Annotated in this window: 21 protein-coding genes; 11 read left to right on the top strand and 10 right to left on the bottom strand. The window is 61.3% G+C overall.

Annotation, left to right across the window (positions count from 1 at the left end; all coding sequences use genetic code 11):
* Positions 1–62 precede the first annotated feature (62 nt).
* The 6 genes from queA (at position 63) to KI612_RS05505 (ending at position 6,028) form a co-directional block, all read left to right on the top strand.
* Positions 63–1,109, top strand: a complete 1,047-nt coding sequence (gene queA / locus KI612_RS05530; protein WP_226442823.1) for a tRNA preQ1(34) S-adenosylmethionine ribosyltransferase-isomerase QueA — start codon at positions 63–65, stop codon at positions 1,107–1,109.
* Positions 1,099–2,208 (top strand): tRNA guanosine(34) transglycosylase Tgt, encoded by a 1,110-nt coding sequence (gene tgt, locus KI612_RS05525; RefSeq protein ID WP_226442822.1) that lies wholly within the window; start codon positions 1,099–1,101, stop codon positions 2,206–2,208. The genes queA and tgt overlap by 11 nt, the downstream gene beginning before the upstream one ends.
* A gap of 42 nt (positions 2,209–2,250) precedes the next feature.
* Entirely contained in the window at positions 2,251–2,574 is a 324-nt protein-coding gene (gene yajC, locus KI612_RS05520) for a preprotein translocase subunit YajC (protein ID WP_226442821.1), read from the top strand.
* A gap of 49 nt (positions 2,575–2,623) precedes the next feature.
* Positions 2,624–4,501 (top strand): protein translocase subunit SecD, encoded by a 1,878-nt coding sequence (gene secD, locus KI612_RS05515; RefSeq protein WP_226442820.1) that lies wholly within the window; start codon positions 2,624–2,626, stop codon positions 4,499–4,501.
* Positions 4,502–4,512: 11 nt separating this feature from the next.
* Positions 4,513–5,460, top strand: a complete 948-nt coding sequence (secF, locus tag KI612_RS05510; RefSeq protein ID WP_226442819.1) for a protein translocase subunit SecF — start codon at positions 4,513–4,515, stop codon at positions 5,458–5,460.
* Positions 5,461–5,614: 154 nt separating this feature from the next.
* Positions 5,615–6,028: a bacteriohemerythrin gene (locus tag KI612_RS05505; RefSeq protein ID WP_226442818.1), complete on the top strand. Its 414-nt coding sequence runs from the start codon at positions 5,615–5,617 to the stop codon at positions 6,026–6,028.
* Between the two features lie 29 nt (positions 6,029–6,057).
* On the opposite strand, the gene KI612_RS05500 is transcribed toward KI612_RS05505, so the two are convergent.
* The 6 genes from KI612_RS05500 to KI612_RS05475 are packed head-to-tail and all read right to left on the bottom strand — an operon-like array spanning position 6,058 to position 12,423.
* Complete coding sequence (locus KI612_RS05500; protein WP_226442817.1) at positions 6,058–6,264, bottom strand: hypothetical protein; 207 nt, start codon at positions 6,262–6,264, stop codon at positions 6,058–6,060.
* A gap of 10 nt (positions 6,265–6,274) precedes the next feature.
* A complete protein-coding gene (locus KI612_RS05495) occupies positions 6,275–6,700 on the bottom strand; it encodes an ExbD/TolR family protein (RefSeq protein WP_226442816.1) in 426 nt (141 codons plus the stop codon).
* A 1-nt stretch (position 6,701) separates the two neighbouring features.
* Positions 6,702–7,370 carry a MotA/TolQ/ExbB proton channel family protein gene (locus tag KI612_RS05490; RefSeq protein ID WP_319002990.1) on the bottom strand — a complete coding sequence of 223 codons (669 nt, stop codon included), beginning with the start codon at positions 7,368–7,370 and terminating at the stop codon, positions 6,702–6,704.
* 1 nt (position 7,371) lies between these two features.
* On the bottom strand, positions 7,372–8,076 hold the full coding sequence (locus KI612_RS05485) for an energy transducer TonB (RefSeq protein ID WP_226442815.1): 705 nt from the start codon (positions 8,074–8,076) through the stop codon (positions 7,372–7,374).
* Entirely contained in the window at positions 8,073–9,881 is a 1,809-nt protein-coding gene (locus KI612_RS05480; protein ID WP_226442814.1) for a phytase, read from the bottom strand. Before KI612_RS05480 ends, KI612_RS05485 begins: the two co-directional genes overlap by 4 nt.
* 43 nt (positions 9,882–9,924) lie before the next feature.
* Positions 9,925–12,423 carry a TonB-dependent receptor gene (locus KI612_RS05475; protein ID WP_226442813.1) on the bottom strand — a complete coding sequence of 833 codons (2,499 nt, stop codon included), beginning with the start codon at positions 12,421–12,423 and terminating at the stop codon, positions 9,925–9,927.
* A gap of 358 nt (positions 12,424–12,781) precedes the next feature.
* Here KI612_RS05475 and KI612_RS05470 point away from each other — a divergent pair, with 358 nt between their 5' ends.
* The 4 genes from KI612_RS05470 to KI612_RS05455 all read left to right on the top strand — a co-directional run bounded on the left by KI612_RS05470 (position 12,782) and on the right by KI612_RS05455 (position 17,062).
* Positions 12,782–13,660 carry a GGDEF domain-containing protein gene (locus KI612_RS05470; RefSeq protein WP_226442812.1) on the top strand — a complete coding sequence of 293 codons (879 nt, stop codon included), beginning with the start codon at positions 12,782–12,784 and terminating at the stop codon, positions 13,658–13,660.
* A gap of 6 nt (positions 13,661–13,666) precedes the next feature.
* A complete protein-coding gene (locus KI612_RS05465; protein ID WP_226442811.1) occupies positions 13,667–14,716 on the top strand; it encodes an AraC family transcriptional regulator in 1,050 nt (349 codons plus the stop codon).
* 84 nt (positions 14,717–14,800) lie between these two features.
* Positions 14,801–16,345, top strand: a complete 1,545-nt coding sequence (locus tag KI612_RS05460) for an alkaline phosphatase (protein WP_226442810.1) — start codon at positions 14,801–14,803, stop codon at positions 16,343–16,345.
* A gap of 39 nt (positions 16,346–16,384) precedes the next feature.
* The gene (locus KI612_RS05455; protein WP_226442809.1) at positions 16,385–17,062 is read left to right on the top strand and encodes a hypothetical protein; all 678 of its coding nucleotides are present in this window, start codon (positions 16,385–16,387) and stop codon (positions 17,060–17,062) included.
* A gap of 48 nt (positions 17,063–17,110) precedes the next feature.
* Here KI612_RS05455 and KI612_RS05450 read toward each other — a convergent pair whose 3' ends face one another.
* The 4 genes from KI612_RS05450 to purB all read right to left on the bottom strand — a co-directional run bounded on the left by KI612_RS05450 (position 17,111) and on the right by purB (position 20,305).
* On the bottom strand, positions 17,111–17,800 hold the full coding sequence (locus KI612_RS05450) for a cytochrome b/b6 domain-containing protein (protein WP_226442808.1): 690 nt from the start codon (positions 17,798–17,800) through the stop codon (positions 17,111–17,113).
* Between the two features lie 77 nt (positions 17,801–17,877).
* A complete protein-coding gene (locus KI612_RS05445) occupies positions 17,878–18,333 on the bottom strand; it encodes a c-type cytochrome (RefSeq protein ID WP_226442807.1) in 456 nt (151 codons plus the stop codon).
* 133 nt (positions 18,334–18,466) lie between these two features.
* Positions 18,467–18,784 (bottom strand): DUF2322 family protein, encoded by a 318-nt coding sequence (locus tag KI612_RS05440; RefSeq protein ID WP_226442806.1) that lies wholly within the window; start codon positions 18,782–18,784, stop codon positions 18,467–18,469.
* 153 nt (positions 18,785–18,937) lie between these two features.
* A complete protein-coding gene (purB, locus tag KI612_RS05435; RefSeq protein ID WP_226442805.1) occupies positions 18,938–20,305 on the bottom strand; it encodes an adenylosuccinate lyase in 1,368 nt (455 codons plus the stop codon).
* 94 nt (positions 20,306–20,399) lie between these two features.
* On the opposite strand from purB, the gene KI612_RS05430 reads away from it, so the two are divergent.
* Positions 20,400–21,008, top strand: coding sequence for a glutathione S-transferase (locus tag KI612_RS05430; RefSeq protein ID WP_226442804.1), 609 nt, complete (start codon positions 20,400–20,402; stop codon positions 21,006–21,008).
* The last annotated feature ends 20 nt before the right edge of the window (positions 21,009–21,028 follow it).

The raw sequence follows: 21,028 nt of genomic DNA, 5'->3' as shown, positions 1-21,028 counted from the left end.
CGCCATCCGCCAGCGGCGCTCCCTGTGGGCGCCGTCATCATTCAGGAATACGGATTTTGCCCATGTCGTTGACAGTAGACGACTTCGACTTCCCCCTCCCGCCCGAACTGATCGCCCAGCATCCCTCCGCCGAACGCGGTGGCAGCCGCTTGCTGCACGTCAGCGGTCAACAGCTTGTGAACCGGCAATTTGCCGAACTGCCGGAACTGCTCCGGGCCGGCGACCTGCTCGTTTTCAACGACACGCGCGTCATCAAGGCACGCTTCTTTGGTGTCAAGGACAGCGGCGGCCGGGTCGAGATCATGCTTGAGCGCATCGTCGATGCGACGCACGCGATCTGCCAGATTCGCGCCAGCAAGGCGCCGAAGACCGGCTGCACGCTGCTGCTGGCCGACGCCTTCACGGTAAAAATGACCGGCCGGGCCGGCGCCGACGATGATTTCTTTGCCCTGGAGCTGGTCGACCGTACGGACTTCTGGGAAGTCGCCGAACAGTACGGCAAACTGCCGCTGCCGCCCTATATCGAACACCCGGCCGAAGGCGCCGACGAGACGCGCTACCAGACGGTCTATGCGCGTGAGCCGGGCGCCGTCGCCGCGCCCACTGCCGGCCTGCACTTCACCGAGGAAATGCTGGCCACGCTGCGCGCGCAGGGCGTCAATACCGCCTTCGTCACGCTGCATGTCGGCGCCGGCACCTACCGGCCGGTGCGCGTCGAGAAAATCGCCGATCACCGCATGCACAGCGAGCGCTACGAAATCCCGCAGGCGACGGCCGCTGCCATCGCCGCCACCCGCGCCGCCGGTGGCCGGGTCATCGCGGTCGGCACGACCAGCCTGCGCTCGCTCGAATCGGCCGGCAACGATGATGGCACGGTGCGCGTCGGCGCCAGCGAAACCGACATTTTCATCACACCGGGTTATCGCTTCAAGGTCGTCGACCGCCTGATCACCAATTTCCACCTGCCGAAATCGACGCTGCTCATGCTCGTCTCGGCCTTTGCCGGTTACGCCAACATCCGCGCTGCCTATGCGCACGCGGTGGCCGGGCGTTACCGCTTCTTCAGTTATGGCGATGCCATGCTTCTGGAAAAAACCGATGCAATTTGAACTCCACAAAACCGATGGCGCCGCCCGCCGCGGCACCCTGACCCTGGCCCATGGCCAGGTCCAGACCCCCGTCTTCATGCCGGTCGGCACCTACGGCACGGTCAAGGCGATGACGCCGCAAAGTCTCAACGACATCGGCGCACAGATCTGTCTCGGCAACACTTTCCACCTGTGGTTGCGCCCGGGTCTGGATGTCGTCGCCGCGCACAAGGGCCTGCACGATTTCATGAACTGGCAGAAGCCCATCCTGACCGATTCGGGCGGTTTCCAGGTCTTCTCGCTCGGCGCCATGCGCAAGATCACCGAGGAAGGCGTCAAGTTCAGCTCGCCGCACGACGGCGCCAAGCTCTTCCTGACGCCGGAAATCTCGATGCAGATCCAGAAGGTGCTCAATTCCGACATCGTCATGATCTTCGACGAATGCACGCCTTACCCAGCCAGCCACGACGAAGCCGCCAAATCGATGCGCATGTCGATGCGCTGGGCGCAACGTTCGCGTGACGAGCACAACCGCCTGGAAAACGGCAATGCGCTGTTCGGCATCGTCCAGGGCGGCATGTATGAAGACCTGCGCGACGAATCGGTGGCCGGCCTGTGCGACATCGGCTTCGACGGCATGGCGATCGGCGGCCTCTCGGTCGGCGAACCCAAGGACGACATGGCGCGCATCCTGGCGCATACCGCACCGCGCCTGCCGACCCACAAGCCGCGCTACCTGATGGGTGTCGGCACGCCGGAAGACCTGGTCAACGGCGTCAAGAACGGCATCGACATGTTCGACTGCGTGATGCCGACCCGCAACGCGCGCAACGGCCACCTGTTCACCCGCTTCGGTGACGTCAAGATCAAGAACGCCCGCTACAAGCTGGACACCGGCCCGCTCGACCCGTCCTGCACCTGCTATACCTGCACGCAATTCACGCGCAGCTACCTGCACCACCTCTTCCGCAACGGCGAAATCCTCGGCGGCATGCTCAACACCATCCACAACCTGCATTTCTACCAGACCATCATGGCCGAGATGCGGGCTGCCATCGAGGCCGGCACGCTTGACCAGTGGTCGGCTGCCTTTGCCCGGGACCGTTCTGCGGGCCAATGATAGAATCCACGTTTTGTTTTTTCGCATCCAGGAGTTTGACCAATGATTAGTCTTGCCCACGCCCAGACCGCTGCCGCCAACGACCCGACCGGCGGCCTGATGCAGTACCTCCCGCTGCTCATCATGGTGGCCGCCATGTGGCTGCTCTTCATCCGTCCGCAGATGAAGAAGGCCAAGGAACACAAGGCCCTGATCGATGCACTGGCCAAGGGTGACGAAGTCGTCACGGGCGGCGGCCTGGTTGGCAAGATCGTCAAGGTTGGCGACAACTACGTGACTCTCGAAGTTGCCGAAGGTACCGAAGTCGTCGTGCAAAAACCGGCCATCGGCCTGGTTCTGCCGAAGGGCACGCTGAAGTCGCTGTAATCACCCCAAAAAAGGCGGCCGCTGGCCGCCTTTTCGCTTTAAAGCCACCATGAATCGCTATCCTCTCTGGAAGTACATCACCGTCGCCATCGCGCTGGTGCTTGGTTTCATCTACACCCTGCCCAATTTCTTCGGCGAGTCGCCGGCCGTGCAGGTTTCGAGCGCCAAGGTCACCATCAAGATCGATGACAAGACCAAGGCCCGCCTCGAAGAAGCCCTGAGCGCCGCCGGCGTTGCCAACGACGGCATCCTGCTCGACCTGAACGGCGTCAAGACCCGTTTCAAGGACACCGACACCCAGTTGAAGGCCAAGGACGTCCTGGAAAAAGCCTTCAATCCTGACCCGGCCGATCCGAAATACGTCGTCGCCCTCAACCTGCTTTCGGCCTCGCCGCAATGGTTGACCGCCATGCACTCGCTGCCGATGTATCTCGGCCTCGACCTGCGCGGCGGCGTGCACTTCCTGCTCCAGGTGGACATGAAGGGCGCGCTGACCAAGCGCCTCGACTCGACCGCCGGCGACCTGCGCACCCTGCTGCGCGACAAGAACCTGCGTCACGCCGGCATCAGCCGCGAAGGCGACCGTCTGGTCGTCAAGTTCCGCGAAGTCGAAACCCGCGACAAGGCACGCAACGTGATCAGCGACGGCCAGCCGGACCTGCTGGTCGCCGAACAGTCCGACGGCAGCGACTTCAAGCTGATTGCGACGCTCAAGCCGCAGGCACAGCAGAAGATCGGCGAATTCGCGCTGAAACAGAACATCACCACCCTGCACAACCGGATCAACGAACTCGGCGTTGCCGAACCGGTGATCCAGCAGCAAGGCGCCGATCGCATCGTCGTTCAGCTGCCGGGCGTGCAGGATACCGCCAAGGCCAAGGACATTCTCGGCCGTACCGCGACCCTCGAAATCCGCATGGTGGACGATGCACCAGGTGGCCTGGAAGCCGCGCTGGCCGGCAATCCGCCTTTCGGCACCGAGGTCTATAACGAGCGTGGCGGCCAGCCGCTGCTGGTCAAGAAGCAGGTCGTCCTGACCGGCGACCGCCTGACCGACGCCCAGCCCGGTTTCGACAACCAGACCCAGGAAGCCGCCGTGCATCTGACGCTGGACTCGGCCGGTGCCCGCATCTTCCGCGACATCACGCGCGAAAACGTCGGCAAGCGCATGGCCATCCTGCTCATCGAAAAGGGCAAGGGCGAAGTCGTCACCGCGCCGGTCATCCGCACCGAAATCGGCGGCGGCCGCGTCCAGATTTCCGGCCGCATGACCACCAGCGAAGCCAACGACACCGCCCTGCTGCTGCGCGCCGGTTCGCTGGCCGCACCGATGGACATCATCGAGGAACGCACGATCGGCCCGTCGCTCGGTGCCGACAACATCCAGAAGGGCTTCCATTCGACGCTCTGGGGTTTTGCCGCAATCGCGCTGTTCATGATCGTGTACTACCAGGTCTTCGGCGTGGTTTCCGTCGTTGCACTCGGCGCCAACCTGCTCTTCCTGATCGCCCTGCTTTCGCTGCTGCAGGCGACGCTGACCCTGCCCGGCATTGCCGCCATCGCACTGGCGCTGGGCATGGCCATCGACTCGAACGTGCTGATCAACGAACGGATCCGCGAAGAACTGCGTAGCGGCATGCCGCCGCAAGGTGCCATCTCGGAAGGCTACGAACGTGCTTTCGGGACCATTCTCGACTCCAACGTAACGACGCTGATCGTCGGCCTGATGCTGCTCATCTTCGGCTCCGGCCCGGTGCGCGGCTTCGCCGTCGTGCATTGTCTCGGCATCCTGACCTCGATCTTCTCTTCGGTCGTCGTTTCCCGCGCCCTGGTCAATCTGATCTACGGCCGCCAGAAGAAGCTGACCAAGGTTGCCATCGGCCAGCTCTGGAAACCCGCTGCCGCCACGACCGACGGTCAGAAATAAGGAGAACGGACATGGAATTTTTCCGCATCCACAAAGACATTCCCTTCATGCGCCACGCGCTGACGTTCAACGTCATCTCGCTGGTCACCTTCATCCTCGCCGTCGTCTTCCTGTTCACCAAGGGGCTGCACCTGTCGGTCGAATTCACCGGCGGTACGCTGATCGAAACCCACTACGAACAGACCGCCGACCTGGAAAAGGTGCGCAATGCGCTGGGCAAGGCGGGGTTCAGCGATTACGCCGTGCAGAACTTCGGTTCGTCGCAGGACGTCATGATCCGTCTGCCGCTCAAGGGCGAGCAGAACAGCAACCAGCTCGGTGAAGCCGTGATGAAGTCGCTCGCAGCCGATGCGCCGGGTGCCCAACTGCGCCGCGTCGAGTTCGTCGGCCCGCAGGTCGGCAAGGAACTCGCCGAAAATGGCGCCATGGCCTTGCTGCTGGTCGTGATCGGCATCGTCATCTACCTGGCGTTCCGCTTCGAATGGCGTTTCTCGGTCTCGGCCATCATCGCCAACCTGCACGACGTGGTGATCATTCTCGGCTTCTTCGCCTTCTTCCAGTGGGAGTTCTCGCTGTCGGTGCTGGCCGCCATCCTTGCCGTGCTCGGCTACTCCGTCAATGAGTCGGTGGTCGTCTTCGACCGCGTGCGCGAAACCTTCAAGAAGGTCCGCGGCATGTCGACGCCGGAAGTGCTCGATCATGCCATCACCAGCACGATCAGCCGGACGATCATCACCCATGGCTCGACGCAGATGATGGTGCTCTCGATGCTGATCTTCGGCGGCGAAACCCTGCACTACTTCGCCATGGCGCTGACCATCGGCATCTGCTTCGGCATCTACTCCTCAGTGCTGGTCGCCAGCCCGCTGGTCATGTGGCTGGGCGTCTCGCGCGAACAGTTCATCGCCAAGCAGAAGAAAGTCGTCGAAGGCGCCAACGAAGAAGGCGCCGTGGTTTAAGCCGTTTTTGACCGGTCGACCGCAAAAAGGGAGCCATTTTGGCTCCCTTTTTTCTTGACGGCGCGAATGGCAAACACCTGATTCGTATATAGTTACTGCGCACAAGGGATACAAGGGCACGCCAAGCTGCCTGCAAACAATAGAGGGTCCGCGCATGGACAAAAGCGACTTTACCGAATGGCAGCCCCATTACAGTGTCGGCAATGCCTTGCTGGATGGGCAACACAAGCAACTGCTGCAACTGTGCGGCCGCGCCATCCGCTGCATGGAGCAGACCGGCAGCGAAGGCATCGCGCATTTCCAGGATGTCCTGAACGAACTGTCTGACTACGTGCGCGAGCACTTCAACCTGGAAGAGGCGATGCTGCGTGAATGCGCCTTCCCGATGTACGAAAAGCATCGCCAGGAACACATCACCTACCAGCTCAAACTGACCGAGCTATTGCTTACCGCCGGCCTTGGCGAATACGACCGCGCCGGCCTGACCCACTGCCTCTCCGAGTGGTGGAATGAACACATCCTGCATACCGACAAGCAATACGTGCAGTATTTACGCGACTGCGACTAGGAAAAAACAGATTGGACTCGACCGCAATGTCATCTTGCGCTGACCGAACACCCTCCTTCAAGCGCGAACTTGAAAAAACAAACACTGTCTGGATACAACAAACGGCGACGATGCCCCGGCAACTCCGGTGCATCGCCACAAGGCAAGCCTGTCGCCAGACGGTCAACGGCAAAAAAACTGCGCTTTTCCTGCCAAACGACGGTTTCCCCGCTTCGTTCGGCAAACACCGCCAACATTTGCCGCTCCTTAACGCGAGCCCTGCCCTGGCGGCTGCGTCACGAAGCCGATCCGCACCAGGCCGGCGCCGGCAGCCTGTGCCATGATTTCCGCTACCGTCTCGTAACGCGACGATTTATCGACATGCAGGTGGATCTCGGTCTTCGGCCGAGTGCGTCCAAGTTCAGCCAGACGACTCGCCAATTGCGGCCGATCCAGCGCGGTGCCATCCCAGTGCAGAGTGCCGGCGGCATCGACGGCAATCTCGACTTTTTCGGCTGCGGCACTGCTTTGGGCACTGGCTTGCGGCAAGTCGAGCTTGACGGCATGGGTCAGCAAGGGAGCGGTGATCATGAAAATGACCAGCAGTACCAGCATCACGTCGATCAGCGGAATCATGTTGATCTCGGCACGCGGCACGCCGCGCCCGGCTGCCCCCGGATTCAGGAAAGCCATCTCAGAACTCCCGGACCTTGTCCGGCAGAACCCGACCGGTCAGCAGAAAATGGTAAAGATCGTGGGCCAGGGCATCGAGCTGTGCCAGCAATACCTGGCTGCTGCGTGAAAAGACGTTGTAGGCAAGCACCGCCGGGATCGCCACAGCCAACCCGAGAGCGGTCATGATCAGCGCTTCGCCGACTGGTCCGGCAATCAGTTCGAGCGATGCCGCCCCTTCGGCGCCGATCGCCGCCAGGGCGTTATGTACGCCCCAGACCGTGCCGAACAAGCCGATGAACGGTGCCACGGCAGCGATCGAGGCAAGCAGGGTCTGCCCGTTGTCGAGACGCGCCCCTTCTTCGCCGACGATGCGGCTCATACAGCGCAGCAACAAATCTTCACCGTGACCTTCCGGCGCCCGCTCCAACTCGCCATGGACCTGGAAGGAAGCGAGGGCCAGTCGGGAAAAGGGATTGCCCGCCACCCGACCGGGAATTTGCGGCACATGCTGCGGCCGGAATTCCGCGCGAAACTCCCTCGCCCAGCGACCAATGCGCCAGAACAGGAACGCCTTGCTGAGAATGGCAAACCAGGAAATCAGCGACATCAGGAACAACAGGCAAAACAGGATCGCACCTAGCGTATCCGTGTGGGCAAAAAAATATTCAATCGGGTTCATATCCTGCATTTCAATTCTCCAGTTTGAATTGGATGGGCACTTCGACCCAGCCGCTCACCGCATTCCCGTCGCGTCGGGCGGGAACAAAACGCCACTCCCGGACCGCCGCCCGCGCCGCCAGATCAAGGCGCTCGTAACCGCTGCCGGCATGGATCACGACCTGCTCAGCCAGGCCGGATGCACTGACCTGAACACGCAAGCGCACTTCACCGGCTTCTCGCAGTCGGCGTGAAAGCAAGGGATACGGCGGCTGCGGGTTACTCAAATAAGCCGCCTTGAAAGCGGGCGGCACGAAATCGCCTGCGTCGCCAGGCGAGACCGGCGCAGCGTCGCGCGGCGGCGCCGGCATCCGCTCAGCCGAAGATCCCGTCACCTGCGCTTGGGCAGCCGGTGTGACAAGATATTCCGACGCCACCGCAGGCTCGCGCTGTCGACTCAGCAAGGGCAAGGATGCCCGCGCTGGCTGACTGACCGGAGAAGGCTGACTTGCCGCTGGCGGTGGCGGGCTGGTTTCGGCTGCGGCCGGTGCCAACCAAAGACTGGCCATGACTCGCGGCGGCGACACCTGCTTTACCGGTGGACGATGAAACAACAGGAAAAGCGGCAGCAGGTGCAACGCCAGAGCCAGTCCCCAGGCACCAGCCAAACGCGGCCTGCCGGCTGAATCGGCTTGAACCGACCATGAGGCGGGCGCATCCGGAACGGCAAAGCTCATGGCAATCCCAAAGTGCGCGCAATATCCTGCCAGGCGACATATTTGAAGTTCTGCGCGCCGTCCGGCAGGCGTTTGTAGCCATCCTGCACGACCAGGATGCCCTGCCCGAAAGCTTCTCCCAGGTTGACCGCACTCGCCTCCAGGCCATCGGTATCGGATACGCCGTCAATTCGTGCCGCCGGGTTGATCCCGATCCGGAAGGCGCCGCGATAAGCATGCGGCGGATCGGCATCGAGCACGACGTAGCTGCTGTTGCCTTGACTCGACGCAATCAGGTAACGCCCGCCACTCCCGGTATAAAGCGCCAGACCCTCGACATCGGCAACCAGCAAGGGACCGACCGGAAGAATCAGTTGCGGCGTTTCATCAACGCCGGCCACGGCCGACATGCGCCAGATACCGCGCTTCTCCTCTCCGACAAACAGGCGACCGTTACTGTCATCAACCACACATCCTTCGGGCTGGCTACGCATGCGAAAACTGCGCAACAACCGAGCGCTGTAGTGGCCGTCTTCCGCCATCTCGAGGCGGTAATGGGCAAAACGTCCATCCTTGTCGTTGGCAAAGACTTCAAGACCGCCATCCGCCGGACGGTAGAGACAGGTTCCGTAAATATCTGCGAGCTCGGTGGCTATTCTGCCGGCATCGCGCACATGACCGGCGCCGTCGATTTCAAAAATCGCCAGGGCACGCTCGTCGCGCTGGGTCGCGATGGCCAGATCGACCCGCTTTTCCCCAAAACGCACATCCTGGCGCACATCGACATTGTTCAACCGGCCAGCCTCAAGCAATTGCTGCTGACGCCCGGCCAGATCGTAAGTGAGCAAACCTTGCTTCTTGTTGGTCGCCAGCACCAACGAACGCGAGCGATCAGAGGCATGCAGCCAGATTGCCGGATCATCGGCCGCATCACCGAAACGGGCGACCGAATCGGTCTGGCGCCGCGCCATGACCACCGGCAGAGGCGGCTTGGCCGCCTGCTTGTCGGGCAGCGACAGGGCAAGCTGCCGCCAGCCGTGTTTGCCACCGAACAGCAAAGCCTTGGCATAGAGCAGGCGGCTATCGCCATCACCATCCACCGAGGCCCTTGCGACGCTGCGCCAGCCAACCGGGGTCATACCCCAGACCTGGATCTGCCGCCCCTGGGCGGCAAGCATGGCAACACCGCCGGGAACCACGGCCAGCGCGCCGCCTTCCTGCCGTACCGCGGAGGAAACCAGATGGCGCCGGGGAACGCCTTCGCCATCGGCGGCATACGCCCACAGACCGAACCCGGCTTCGCTGACAAAGAGGCGATTCTCGGCGTCGTCGACACGACAGTGCTCGCTGCCAGGCGGCAAAGCCAGTTGGCGCAACAACAAGGGTTCGCGGTCGCCGAGCAGCCATTGCTGCGCCCTACCATCCTTGCCGAGCAGGAAAACCTGCTCATTGCGCTGAACATCGCGATAAAGACAGAGGGTTTCCAGGGCGAAATCCGGAGCCGGTAGACGCTGGCGCACCTCCAGTCGGCCGCGTGCGGTATCGACGCTGATCAACAGGCTTTCCTGCGTATCGGCATCGATCAGTGCAGCCAGTCCGCCGCTCGCAAGGCTCCGACTATCCAGGGCCTTGCCGCGCACGGCTAGCACCGCCCGCTGTTGGCCGCTGGCATCGACCAGACGAAGCTGGCGCTTGTCGAGTACCAGCCAGTGGCCATCGGGCATGGCCGCCAACTCGCCCGCCTGACGAATGCTGCCCGGAATCCCTCCAGCAACGGCCCCCAGACTGAAAACACCAAATAACAGGAAAATGAATACTGATTTCATCGAGACATCCCCGGCCGCCTCTCCCGAGGCGGCCCCTTGCAGGTTAGAAGGAGGCAATTTTCAGACCCAGCTTGAAGGTACGGCCATAGGACTCGTACTGCACATTGCGGCTCTGGTTGCCGGCGTATACGTAGTACTTTTCATTGCTCAGATTGAGCGCCTCGAAGATCAACTGGACCTGCTTGCTCAGCTTGTAACGCGCCGAGAAATCGTAGTGCGTCTGGGCATCGACATACTGATCCTGGGCGGCATCGCCCAGATCGGCAATCTCCAGCAGATAACGCGACTTGTGGGTCGCGGCAACGCGCAGGCTAAACGGCCCCTTCTCATACCCAAGCATCAGGTTGAAGGTATTTTTCGACTGGCTGGGCAAAGGAATATCGCGGGCCACGGCAACACCGCCAGACTGGCCGGCAATTTTCGCCTTGGCGTCACTGAAGGTGGCGTTTGCCGAAAGCAGCAGGCCATCCCACGGCGCTGGCAGATGGTTCAGGGCCTGAGTAAAGGCGAGTTCGAGGCCGCTGATCCGCGCCCGCGAACCATTGGCGAACGTGTGTGCCTCGTCGAAAGTGGCCCACGCCCCGGTCCCGGCAACATCGGTGTTATAGACAAAATCACGGATATTCTTGTGAAACAGGTAGGCCGACACCGCGCCAGCGTACCCCAGGCGCTTTTCGATACCGAGATCAAGGTTGGCCGACTTCATCGGTTTGAGCAACGGATTGCCGAACTGGGCTTCGCTGCCGTCGATGACATAACCCGGCGCCAGTTGTCCGAAGGTCGGACGGACTACCGAATTGCTCCATGCCGCGCGCACCGTCGTATCGTTATCGAGATCGCGCCGCAGATGCACGGCCGGCAGCCAGTTGTGATAACTGTTCCGGGCCTCCGTCGCGACGAAAACGCCACCATCCAGCCCGGTACCGCTCGCCTTGAAGTGCGTTCCTTCATAGCGCATCCCGACCAGTATCCGCCACAAGCCGGTGCTGAAGGTATTCTGCAGGTAGGCGGCATTGATGTTCTCGTGCATCGTGAAATCGTTGATGCGCGATTCTTCCTCATCGATATAGGCAGACTTGTCTACACCACTGAGGAAACTATTCACCGCCGACTGGCTGATGCCCGGCCCAAAATTGCCATAGGCGTAATCGATGTTGTCCGCAACGAAACCGCTCAACGAAGGATTGGCGAAGTCGCCACCATCTATTTCCCAAGCCGTCAATTCGTTGGTCTTCTTGCGGCGACTGAGCTTGCCGCCAAACTTGAACTCGTTACTGCCGCCAAGCAGATCAAATGACCGTCCGAGATCGAGACGGATATTGCGCTCGCGGTCCCGGGTCGTTTGCTCTTCCAGATTGATCGAATCGAGCGTGTAGTCGCTGGCCGTATTGATGCTGCTGCTTCCGATCAGTTCCGGCCGACTGCTATTGCTGAAACCGGAGGTGTAGGTCGTCCCCGACACGAAAGTCGCCGCGGCAATATGCTGTGGCGTTTTCTCCCGCGCCGAACTGGTTCCCGCAGCCATGACCAGGTTCCACGCACCGAGCTTGCGCTCGGTGCCGAGCACGATCGAGCTGATGTCCTGGGTTTCCTTGCGTGCCTTCAACTCGCGCGACGATTCGGCATCGCCGAGTACGCCGCTCGCCTGCGCGTCGGCGAACTCGATGTTATGCCGTTGCCGGATTTCCTCGTCGGAAAAACGACTGAACAAGGTACGCAAATAATAGGACTCGCCGGCCTCCGGGCGATAATCGACATTGAAGATCGCCCCCTGGCGCTCACGGGTAATGCTGTAGTCGCGCCGCTGGAACTTCTCCAGCAGATTGCCGTCCCAAGCACCGCCGGTCTCACTGTTATCGGAACCGAATTTACGTTTCTGCGAGCTCAAGCCGAAGGCAATACCCAACTTGCCATCGAGAAAGAGATTGCTCCAGGCCGCCGCAAAATTCGGGCTGCTCTCGCCGACATTGGTATCGTGACTGACACCCCCCTCCAACGAATAGAACATTTCCTTGTGGTCAAAACCCGAGATGGTCTTGACCTCGATGGTACCGCCCAGGGAATTGGCATCCATATCCGGGGTCAAGGTTTTCTTTACCTCGAGCGAGCGGATCAGACCGGCCGGCAGGACATCAAGCGCCACCGCCCGCCGCTCGCTCTCCGGCGCGGGAACCAGGCTGCCGTTGATGGTTACCGCATTCAGATCGGGGCCCAGACCGCGTACCCGCACATAGCGTCCTTCCCCCTGGTCGCGCTCGACCGACAAGCCGGGAATGCGCTGCAAGGCTTCGGCCGCGTTGGCATCAGGCAATTGCCCGATCGCGTCGGCGTGAACGACGCTGACGATATTGTCAGCCATCTGCTGCACATCGAGCGCGCTGTCCAGGCTGGCTGCCTGTCCGGTTACCACGACTTCACCCAGCGTCTGGACATTTTCCTGGGCCGGCGCCACTTGCGCCAGCGCCAGGCCAAGCATTAATACCAGCGTCTTGCGCTGCAAGCCGAACCCCTCCGGCGTATTCCGAACAATGCTGTTTTGCACAAAGCCTCCCCTTGATTGGAGCGCAAAGTACGCTCCGTTGATTCACGAAAGAGACGCAGGCTAGGGGGCATTGTTTGCAGAGATGTTACAGATAGACGCAATAAACATTAACAATCAATGGGTTATTAACAAAAACCACGTCTATTGAGCCAATTTGCCTGCCGTGCCTAGGCCCCGGCCCAGCCGTTCGCGAGCTCAAGTCCGCCCGGCAAAAAACATGCGGGGGTTATTGGATGAGCCGAATGCACCCCCCGCTAGAAAAGCCTGCCAAATGCAACCTGACTGTCACAGAGACTACCTACGATGACACTCTTTCATTGCCCTCCGATCTCCGATGCTCGCCCTGCACCGAACTGCCATGCTGGTTTTGCTTGTCCTCGCCGGACTTTGTTTCGCGCTATACGCCAATCTGGGACTCGCCAAGCCCCCCGCGCTCTGGAAATGGATGGATATCGTTGGCGAGGGAGGGACGGCGATCATGGCCGGCATCTGGACCTTGCTGATTCTCGGCAGTCGCCCAAGCGGACGGGTTACCAGCCTGCTGGCTGGCGGCCTGGCGGCAATCATGCTCGGCGCCTGGGTCGACTGCCTAGACGAGTTTTTCGCCATCCCGCACGACCAGTACTGGGACAATCTGCTTGAATCCCTGCTAACGCCAGGCGGCATGCTGACCCTGACCATCGGCCTCTATTACTGGCGCCAGGAACAATGGTCATTGAACGAACACATGCAAAAACGCGAACGCCTGTTTCGCGAGCACCGCTCCTTCGACCGTATCACGCAATTGGCCAACGCCGACTATCTGCGCCGGCAATTGCGCCTCGAGCAGAAACGCCAGCCGCAACAAAGCTGTGCCCTGATCCTGCTCGACCTCGATAACTTCCATCAGATCAGCCGGGCACACGGCGCCGGCGAAGGCGACCGCCTGCTCCAGGCGGTCAGTCACTTGTTGCTGCTCAACCTGCGCGCCGACGACCTGCTCTGTCGTTATGCCGGCGACCGCTTCGCCATCCTGCTGCCCGGCGCCACGCCAGCGGAAGCGAGTGCGCTGGCGCAACACCTGGAAAAAGCAATCGCCTCGCTCGCCCATCACACCCGCCATGGCCAACGCCTTGATCTTTCCGCCCGCACGACCTGGGGAATCCCGGACTGCGATGAGGAAAGTTTCCTGAGCAAGCTCAACCGGAATCTCGAAAGTCTTGCCAGCCAGCGCGATAGCGGCCTGGCCAACGCCTGAACCAGCATGACAACAATCGCCTGCTACCAGGCCAATAGCCGTTTTATCCCGGCGGCCTATCAGGCTGCACAGGCGATCGAATTCGTTCAGCGCCAGGGCCTGGACGACGCCCTGCTGTTCCGGGGCGGCACGCTGCATCGCGCCGAGGTCGGCCACGCCAATCGTTTGCTGACCCCGGCCGAATACCTGCATCTGCTCGACAACCTGGCATTGGCCATGCCCGAGGGCGAAACCAGCTTTTTGCTCGGTGAACAGTTGTTGCCCGGCCATCTCGGCCCGATCAGCCATGCCTTGCTGCAAGCCGGCAACCTCGGACAGGCGCTCGACTTGCTGCTGCGCTACCAGGCGTGGCTCAGTCCCCTGCTCGCCCCGCACCTGATGCATCTGGGCAAACAGACCGTGCTCTACTGGACGGACAGCTATGTCAGCACTCGTCTGCGCGGCTTTGTCACGGAGATGATGATGTCTGCCGTCAGCGGCATGAGCCGCTGGCTGAGCGGCGAACGCCTGCCCTGGCAATACAGTTTCAACCGGACAAAACCGGCACATATCGAACAATACTCTGTGCACCTGGGCAGCAACGTACGCTTCAACGCTTATTTCGACGCAATGGCGATCGACAATTCCTGGCTCGACCGTCCCTGGCCGCGCGGCAGCGCCCTCGGCGTCGGCATGACCAAGCTTGAAGCCGACCGGCAAATTGGCGAACACGCGCCGCGCAGTTTGTTGGCAGCCCTCTACGATCACTTGCACAAGCACGTCCGGATGACCCCGACCCTGGAACAAACCTGCAGCGCATTCGGCAGCAGCCCGGCCACCTTCAAACGTCACTTGGCGCTGCATGGCACCCATTTCCAGGCTGAACTCGACCTGGTCAGGACGCACACGACCTTGCAGTTGATCCACAACCACGGCTACAGCAACGAACAGATTGCCGCCTACCTGGGTTTTCACGATGCCAACAATTTCCGCCGTTCGCTCAAGCGCTGGACCGGCCTGACACCATCTTCGCTACGCAGCGAGATTCTCGACCCGGCAGGCAAGCAGGCTTGCTGAAGGCACCACCCGCCCCGCCAGTCCGAACGACATCTTCAAACCCCGCTTTCGGGCTGCAATGCCCGCCGATCAGGAGATTTATCAATGCCCGCAATCACTCGCCGACACCTCGCGAACGGCATGCTGCTCGCTTCTTGTGCCTTGGTCATGCCCGTCTACTCTGCCCCCCCGGTCATCCAGGGAGCGGAATCGGTCACGGAGTGGTACCAGCAGGGCCAAAAGTTCATCCGCGACGGCGAACAACTCAGCTCCATCCGCCACCGGGCAAAGAACGTGATTCTCTTCGTCGGCGACGGCATGGGGATTTCGACGATGACAGCGGCACGTATTCTCGAAGGACAGCTCAAGGGCAAAAGCGGCGAGGAAAACCGCCTGTTTTTCGAGACCTTCCCGCATCTTGGCCTGTCAAAGACCTACTCCTGGGATCAGCAAACGTCGGATTCGGCACCGACCATGACGGCGATGGCCACCGGCTACAAGGCGCGCGAAGCCATGCTCTCGGTCGATCACCTGACCAGCCGCGGCGAATGCGACGCCGCCCGGATTGCCGCCCACAGCCTGCCGACCATCCTCGAGCAAGCGGCCGCCGCCGGCAAGGCGAGCGGGATCGTTTCCACGGCGCGCATCACGCACGCTACACCAGCCGCGCTCTATGCCCATACCGCAATGCGCGACTGGGAACACGATGGTCTGGTTGCTGCAGCCTGTGCCGGCGTCGCCGAGCCGGTCAAGGACATCGCCCGCCAGTTGATCGAACTTTCACCGGCTGTGCGCAAAAGCCTGAAGGTCGCGCTGGGTGGGGGTCGCGAATATTTTCGCCATAACAGCCAGAACGATCCGGAAGACGCCAACCGGAAGGGCCTGCGTACCGATGGTCGCGACCTGACCGCCGAATGGTCGAGCACGCGCGACGGCAACGCCCGCTTTGTCTTCGACGCGGCCGGGTTTGCCGCCGTCACGCCGACCAACACCGACTATCTGCTCGGCCTCTTCGAACGTTCGCACATGGAATACGAAGCCGATCGAAGCAGCGATACGGCAGGCGAACCCTCGCTCAGCGAAATGACCGAGAAAGCCATCGCCCTGCTTGCCAAAAACAAGGAAGGCTATTTCCTGCATGTCGAAGGGGGCCGCATCGATCACGCCCATCACGCAGGCAATGCCCGGCGCGCCCTGCTGGAGACGATAGAACTGGCGAAGGCCGTGCGGACGGCCTCGGCCCTGAGCGACCCGCGGGATACCCTGATCATCGTCACCGCCGATCACAGCCATACGTTCACGATTGCCGGCTATCCGCACCGCGGCAACAACATCCTCGGCCTGACCAGCGAAGTACCGAGCACCGACGGCACGCCTCCCTCGCCCGCCAAGGCCGACGATGGTCGCCCCTACACCACGCTCGGCTACCACAATGGTCCGGGGGCTGCGACGCCACGCAACAAGGATCTCGCCGGTGTCGACACGACCGCCCTCGATTATCTGCAACAGGCGCTCATCCCGCTGAAGTCGGAAACGCATGCCGGCGAAGATGTCGCCATCTTTGCCCGCGGACCGAAAGCCTATCTGGTCCACGGCAGCATGGAACAGAACTGGATCTATCACGTCATGAAAGCGGCTTTTGGCTTCTGAACCGCAAGCAACAAGTCGATACGCGAGGACAAACCAGCGGTGAACCCGAAAAAAATATACATTTTGCTCGCCTCGTTCGGCCTGCTCGCCGGCAATCCGGTCTGGGCGACCGCCGAGCAGATCATAGTGCCGCTGGCAGCGCGCTTCACCGTCGGCAAGGGCAAAGCCAATACCGATTGGTACCTTTGGCGCGACGAAAAACGTATTGAAACGGCCAGTCCGGCAAGCGGCCGCGGTGACATCTGGGAGCGGATCGGGCAGGATGCCTACAACCGCCGCCAGGTGTTTCACGACGACCGGCGCATCGTCGAATATACCCCGGGCGAAATTCGCACCCGTCAGGCCGAGCCGGACTGGAGCGCGCTCGGCAGCATTATTTCTCCCCGTCTGCTGGGCAAGCTCAGGCGCGGCGGCAGCAAATCACTGTTCGGCCAGAATGCCGTGTATTACAGCGGCCAGTTGGCGGGGCAACGACTTGCCATGTGGTGGCTGGAACAAGCCCAATTGCCCGCGCAACTGCAACTGGTCGGCAAAACCGGCTCTTTTCATATGCAACTGCGGGAAATCCGCAGCAATGAATCAAGTCGCTGGCCGCGCGCCAGCGCCGAACGCATCGCCACCTACGCGGTAATTGACGCGGCCGATTTCGGCGACAAGGAATACGACCCTTTCGTTGCCCGCTTGCAGCAGCAAGACGGGGTACAGCACACGCACTGAGCCCGGCGCGTCAGCGTTCAAACCGGCCGCGCGCCGGCAATGCAGCGCCTACCAGCTCGGCGTTTCAGCCGCCGGCGGTGGCGGCGGTGGCTCCGGCAACCAGACGCCGCTGGCGCCATAGACGGCCGCAGCGGCGATCAGCACGGCGATGACGAAGGCGACCAGGCCGCCGCCCGTCGCCGACTTGCCCTCGCCCTCCTGCCAGCCGGTCAGCATCGGCTTGACCAGGTTCTTTTTCTTGACCCGGACATAGAAGGCGATCGCCGCGATGTGCAGGACGACGAGAATGATCAGGCCGTCGGCAATCAGGTGATGGATGCCGGTCAGACGATTGCTCAGATCCTTGCTCACCAGATCGAAAAGCGGGCCGACGAAAGCGATGTCATCGTTGCTGAACAGGCCGGTCAGGGCCTGTACGGTCAACAGTCCGAGCAGGGCAAAAACCGAGAGTGCGCCGAGCGGATTATGCCCCTCGCCCTGCCACTCGCCCTTCAGGTAGGCGCGGATACGGCCCGGCGTCGGGAAGAACTGGGCAAAACGGGCGTAGGTCGAGCCGAGCACGCCCCAGACCAGGCGAAAAACGAGCAGGCCGAGAATGAAGAGACCAATGACGGCATGCCGGTCAATCAGGTTGCCGCCGAGCTGGCCGCTGACCACCGCGCCCAGCATGGCCAGCACGAGCAGCCAGTGGAACAGGCGGGTCGGCAGATCCCAGAGACGGATGCGTTTGCTGTTCATGTTTTTCCTTTTTTATCGATGAAGTAAAACAGGCGCCCTGCGGCGCCTGTAAGGTCACAACACGCGAGCGAAGTAGTTTACTTCTTCACCTTGAAGTCGTCATGACAGCCCTTGCAGGTACCGCCCAGCTTGCCGAGCTGCATCTTGACGGCAGCAGCATCGCCGGTTGCGGCAACCTTGGCCATTTCATTGGCTTCACGCACGAAGTCGGTAGCGACCTTGCCCATCTTTTCCTTGTCGGTCCAGATTTCCGGCTTGGCACGGGTTTCTTCCCAGCCCTTGCCCTTGTCGGTACCGGGCAGGTAAAGCGCGCCCATGCCGGAGTTGGCAATCGCCTGGATGGCGTTGGCGGCCTTGATCACTTCATCCTTGTTGTACTGGCCTTCGACATTGGCCTTGATGCGGCCCATGTTCCAGCCCATGAAGACATAGCCGGACTGGCGGTACTTGATGGCATCTTCCGGCTTGACCTGAGCGACGGCAGAACCAGTCAGGGCGACGGTGAGTAGAGCGAGCAAAAGCTTGGATTTCATAGGGTATTCTCCGTTGTAGTTGAGAAAAAACGGCTGCCCACCGGTCAACGGTTAAAACAGCCATAAATCCGCGGAACATTATAACCGGCTAATATGACAGTCAGCCTTTTGCTCGACTATCGGGACAAAACTGTCAGACGGCAAAAACGTGCTTGACGCGCAGCGCCGGGCCACCGTTCTCGATCGCGATCAGGCGGGCGATATTCGGGTGCTTGCCCGGATTGGCCCGCTCGTCCTCGCTGTGTTCGGCAAAAATTTCGATGCCCTTCTTCGCCGCTTCGAGGTTGATCGAGCCATAGGTCTGCGCCAGGTGGTTGTACACCGCCAGCGAGCCCTGGCTGCCGGCCTTGTTCTCGATCGTCGCAACGACGCCGCCTTCGGCATCGAGCAGGTTGATGGCGGCAAGATGCGAAATGCCGGGCAGTTTCTTCAGGTTTTCAGCGAAAGACATGGATTTGGTTGCTAGCTATGAGTAATTAGGAGCGGGAGCGGAGGAACGCCGATAAAAAGCAGCGAAGCGGTCCTGGCTAGGCGCGCCGCCGCAGACAGTACAAGACGTACGGCCAGGCGGCGCAACGACGCCAGGAGCTTTTTGGCGGTGTTCCTAGATGCGTTTGGCCAGTTCGGCGGCCTTGCCGGTGTAATCCCACGGCGTCAGTTCGAGCAGCTCGGCCTTGGCGGCTTCCGGAATTTCCAGCGTGGACACGAATTCCTGCATGCCGGCGCGCGAAACGCGGGTGCCGCGGGTCAGTTCCTTGAGCTTTTCGTAGGCGTTCGGCACGGCGTAGCGGCGCATCACCGTCTGGATCGGCTCGGCGAGCAGTTCCCAGTTGGCGTCGAGGTCGGCCTTCATCAGGTCGGCGTTCACTTCCAGCTTGGACAGGCCCTTCAACAGCGAGTCGTAGCCGAGCAGCGCATAGCCGAGGCCGACGCCCATGTTGCGGAGCACGGTGGAATCGGTCAGGTCGCGCTGCCAGCGGGAAACCGGCAGCTTTTCGGCGAGGAACTTGAGCATCGCGTTGGCCAGACCGAGGTTGCCTTCGGAGTTTTCGAAGTCGATCGGATTGACCTTGTGCGGCATGGTTGAAGAACCGATTTCGCCGGCCTTGACCTTCTGCTTGAAGAAGCCGAGCGAGATGTAGCCCCAGATGTCGCGATCGAGGTCGATCAGGATGCTGTTGGTGCGCGCGAAGGCATCGAACAGCTCGGCCAGCGCGTCATGCGGCTCGATCTGGATGGTGTACGGGTTGAAGGTCAGGCCGAGCGACTCGACGAAGCGCTTGGCGAAGCCTTCCCAGTCGTAGCCCGGGTAGGCGGTCAGGTGAGCGTTGTAGTTGCCGACTGCACCGTTGATCTTGCCGAGCAGTTCGACAGCGACGATGCGGGCACGGGCGCGTTGCAGGCGGTAGGCGACGTTGGCCATTTCCTTGCCGAGCGTGGTCGGCGTTGCCGGCTGGCCGTGCGTGCGGCTCATCATCGGCACTTCGGCGTTGACGTGGGCCAGTTCGCGCAGGCGCTCGATCAGCTTGTCGAGCATCGGCAGCATGCCCTGCTCGCGGGCGCCCTTGCACATCAGCGCGTGCGACAGGTTGTTGATGTCTTCGGAAGTGCAGGCGAAATGGATGAATTCGCTGACCTTGACCACTTCGGCGTTGTTCTTGGTGTTCTTCTTGATCCAGTATTCGAGCGCCTTGACGTCATGGTTGGTGACGGCTTCCTCGGCCTTCACTTCGGCGGCCTGTTCGACGCTGAAGTTGGCAACCAGCGCATCGAGTTCGGCAACGGTCGACGGCGAAAACGGGGCAATTTCCGTGAAATGCGGCTCGGCAGCGAGCGCCTTCAGCCACTCGATCTCGACCTTCAGACGGCTCTTGATCAGGCCAAACTCGGAAAAATGCTCGCGCAGGGCATCGACCTTGCCGGCGTAGCGGCCATCGAGCGGGGAAAGGGCAGTCAGGGGATTGAAGGTCATAAAAACATCCTTTTCAGTAAGCCCGACATTTTACCTGCCCGGCGAAGGGCTCGCCATACGCTATAATCGACATCCCCAAACCAGAGAGCATGCGATGAAGCTGATCGGCTCCCACACCAGCCCGTTTGCACGAAAAGTGCGGATCGTGCTGGCCGAAAAAAAGATTGACTACGATTTCGAAATCGACTCGCCCTGGCTCGAAGAGAGCAAGGTCCCGACTGTAAACCCGCTGGGCAAGATCCCCGTGCTGGTGCTGGACGACAACACGCCGCTGTTCGACTCCCGCGTCATCGTTGAATACATCGACAACGTCACCCCGAACAGCAAGCTCTTCCCGGCCCCGAATCGCGAACGCACCGAAGTCAAGCGCTGGGAAGCCCTCGCGGATGGCATCTGCGACGCCGGCGTCGCCGCCTTCCTCGAAGCCAAGCGCCCGAAGAAGGAACAGAGCGCCAGTTGGATCGCCCGCCAGCGCGACAAGATCACGCGCAGCCTGGCCTTCATGAGCAGCGAACTCGGCGAAAAGAACTTCTGCATGGGCACGCATTTCTCGCTCGCCGACATCGCGCTCGGTACGGCACTCGGCTACCTGAGTTTCCGCTTCCCCGACATCAACTGGCAGGAAACCCATCCCAACCTGGACAAGCTCAACGCCAAGCTGTTGCAGCGCCCCTCGTTCGCGGACACGGTGCCGCACGACTGATACGGGTGACGCCGTTTGCC

The organism is Quatrionicoccus australiensis (assembly GCF_020510525.1).
GTDB lineage: Bacteria > Pseudomonadota > Gammaproteobacteria > Burkholderiales > Rhodocyclaceae > Azonexus > Azonexus australiensis_B.
Note: the sequence above shows the minus strand (reverse complement) of the source record. Positions and strands in the feature narration are given on the sequence as shown.

Coding starts and splice junctions, on each gene's coding strand:
- queA (WP_226442823.1), top strand. CDS start 63: ATGTCGTTGACAGTAGACGACTTCGACTTCCCCCTCCCGCCCGAACTG.
- KI612_RS05485 (WP_226442815.1), bottom strand. CDS start 8,076: ATGAGCTTTGCCGTTCCGGATGCGCCCGCCTCATGGTCGGTTCAAGCC.
- secF (WP_226442819.1), top strand. CDS start 4,513: ATGGAATTTTTCCGCATCCACAAAGACATTCCCTTCATGCGCCACGCG.
- KI612_RS05495 (WP_226442816.1), bottom strand. CDS start 6,700: ATGGCTTTCCTGAATCCGGGGGCAGCCGGGCGCGGCGTGCCGCGTGCC.
- KI612_RS05445 (WP_226442807.1), bottom strand. CDS start 18,333: ATGAAATCCAAGCTTTTGCTCGCTCTACTCACCGTCGCCCTGACTGGT.
- KI612_RS05470 (WP_226442812.1), top strand. CDS start 12,782: ATGCTGGTTTTGCTTGTCCTCGCCGGACTTTGTTTCGCGCTATACGCC.
- purB (WP_226442805.1), bottom strand. CDS start 20,305: ATGACCTTCAATCCCCTGACTGCCCTTTCCCCGCTCGATGGCCGCTAC.
- KI612_RS05490 (WP_319002990.1), bottom strand. CDS start 7,370: ATGCAGGATATGAACCCGATTGAATATTTTTTTGCCCACACGGATACG.
- secD (WP_226442820.1), top strand. CDS start 2,624: ATGAATCGCTATCCTCTCTGGAAGTACATCACCGTCGCCATCGCGCTG.
- KI612_RS05440 (WP_226442806.1), bottom strand. CDS start 18,784: ATGTCTTTCGCTGAAAACCTGAAGAAACTGCCCGGCATTTCGCATCTT.
- KI612_RS05450 (WP_226442808.1), bottom strand. CDS start 17,800: ATGAACAGCAAACGCATCCGTCTCTGGGATCTGCCGACCCGCCTGTTC.
- KI612_RS05505 (WP_226442818.1), top strand. CDS start 5,615: ATGGACAAAAGCGACTTTACCGAATGGCAGCCCCATTACAGTGTCGGC.
- KI612_RS05460 (WP_226442810.1), top strand. CDS start 14,801: ATGCCCGCAATCACTCGCCGACACCTCGCGAACGGCATGCTGCTCGCT.
- tgt (WP_226442822.1), top strand. CDS start 1,099: ATGCAATTTGAACTCCACAAAACCGATGGCGCCGCCCGCCGCGGCACC.
- yajC (WP_226442821.1), top strand. CDS start 2,251: ATGATTAGTCTTGCCCACGCCCAGACCGCTGCCGCCAACGACCCGACC.
- KI612_RS05480 (WP_226442814.1), bottom strand. CDS start 9,881: ATGAAATCAGTATTCATTTTCCTGTTATTTGGTGTTTTCAGTCTGGGG.
- KI612_RS05430 (WP_226442804.1), top strand. CDS start 20,400: ATGAAGCTGATCGGCTCCCACACCAGCCCGTTTGCACGAAAAGTGCGG.
- KI612_RS05465 (WP_226442811.1), top strand. CDS start 13,667: ATGACAACAATCGCCTGCTACCAGGCCAATAGCCGTTTTATCCCGGCG.
- KI612_RS05500 (WP_226442817.1), bottom strand. CDS start 6,264: ATGTTGGCGGTGTTTGCCGAACGAAGCGGGGAAACCGTCGTTTGGCAG.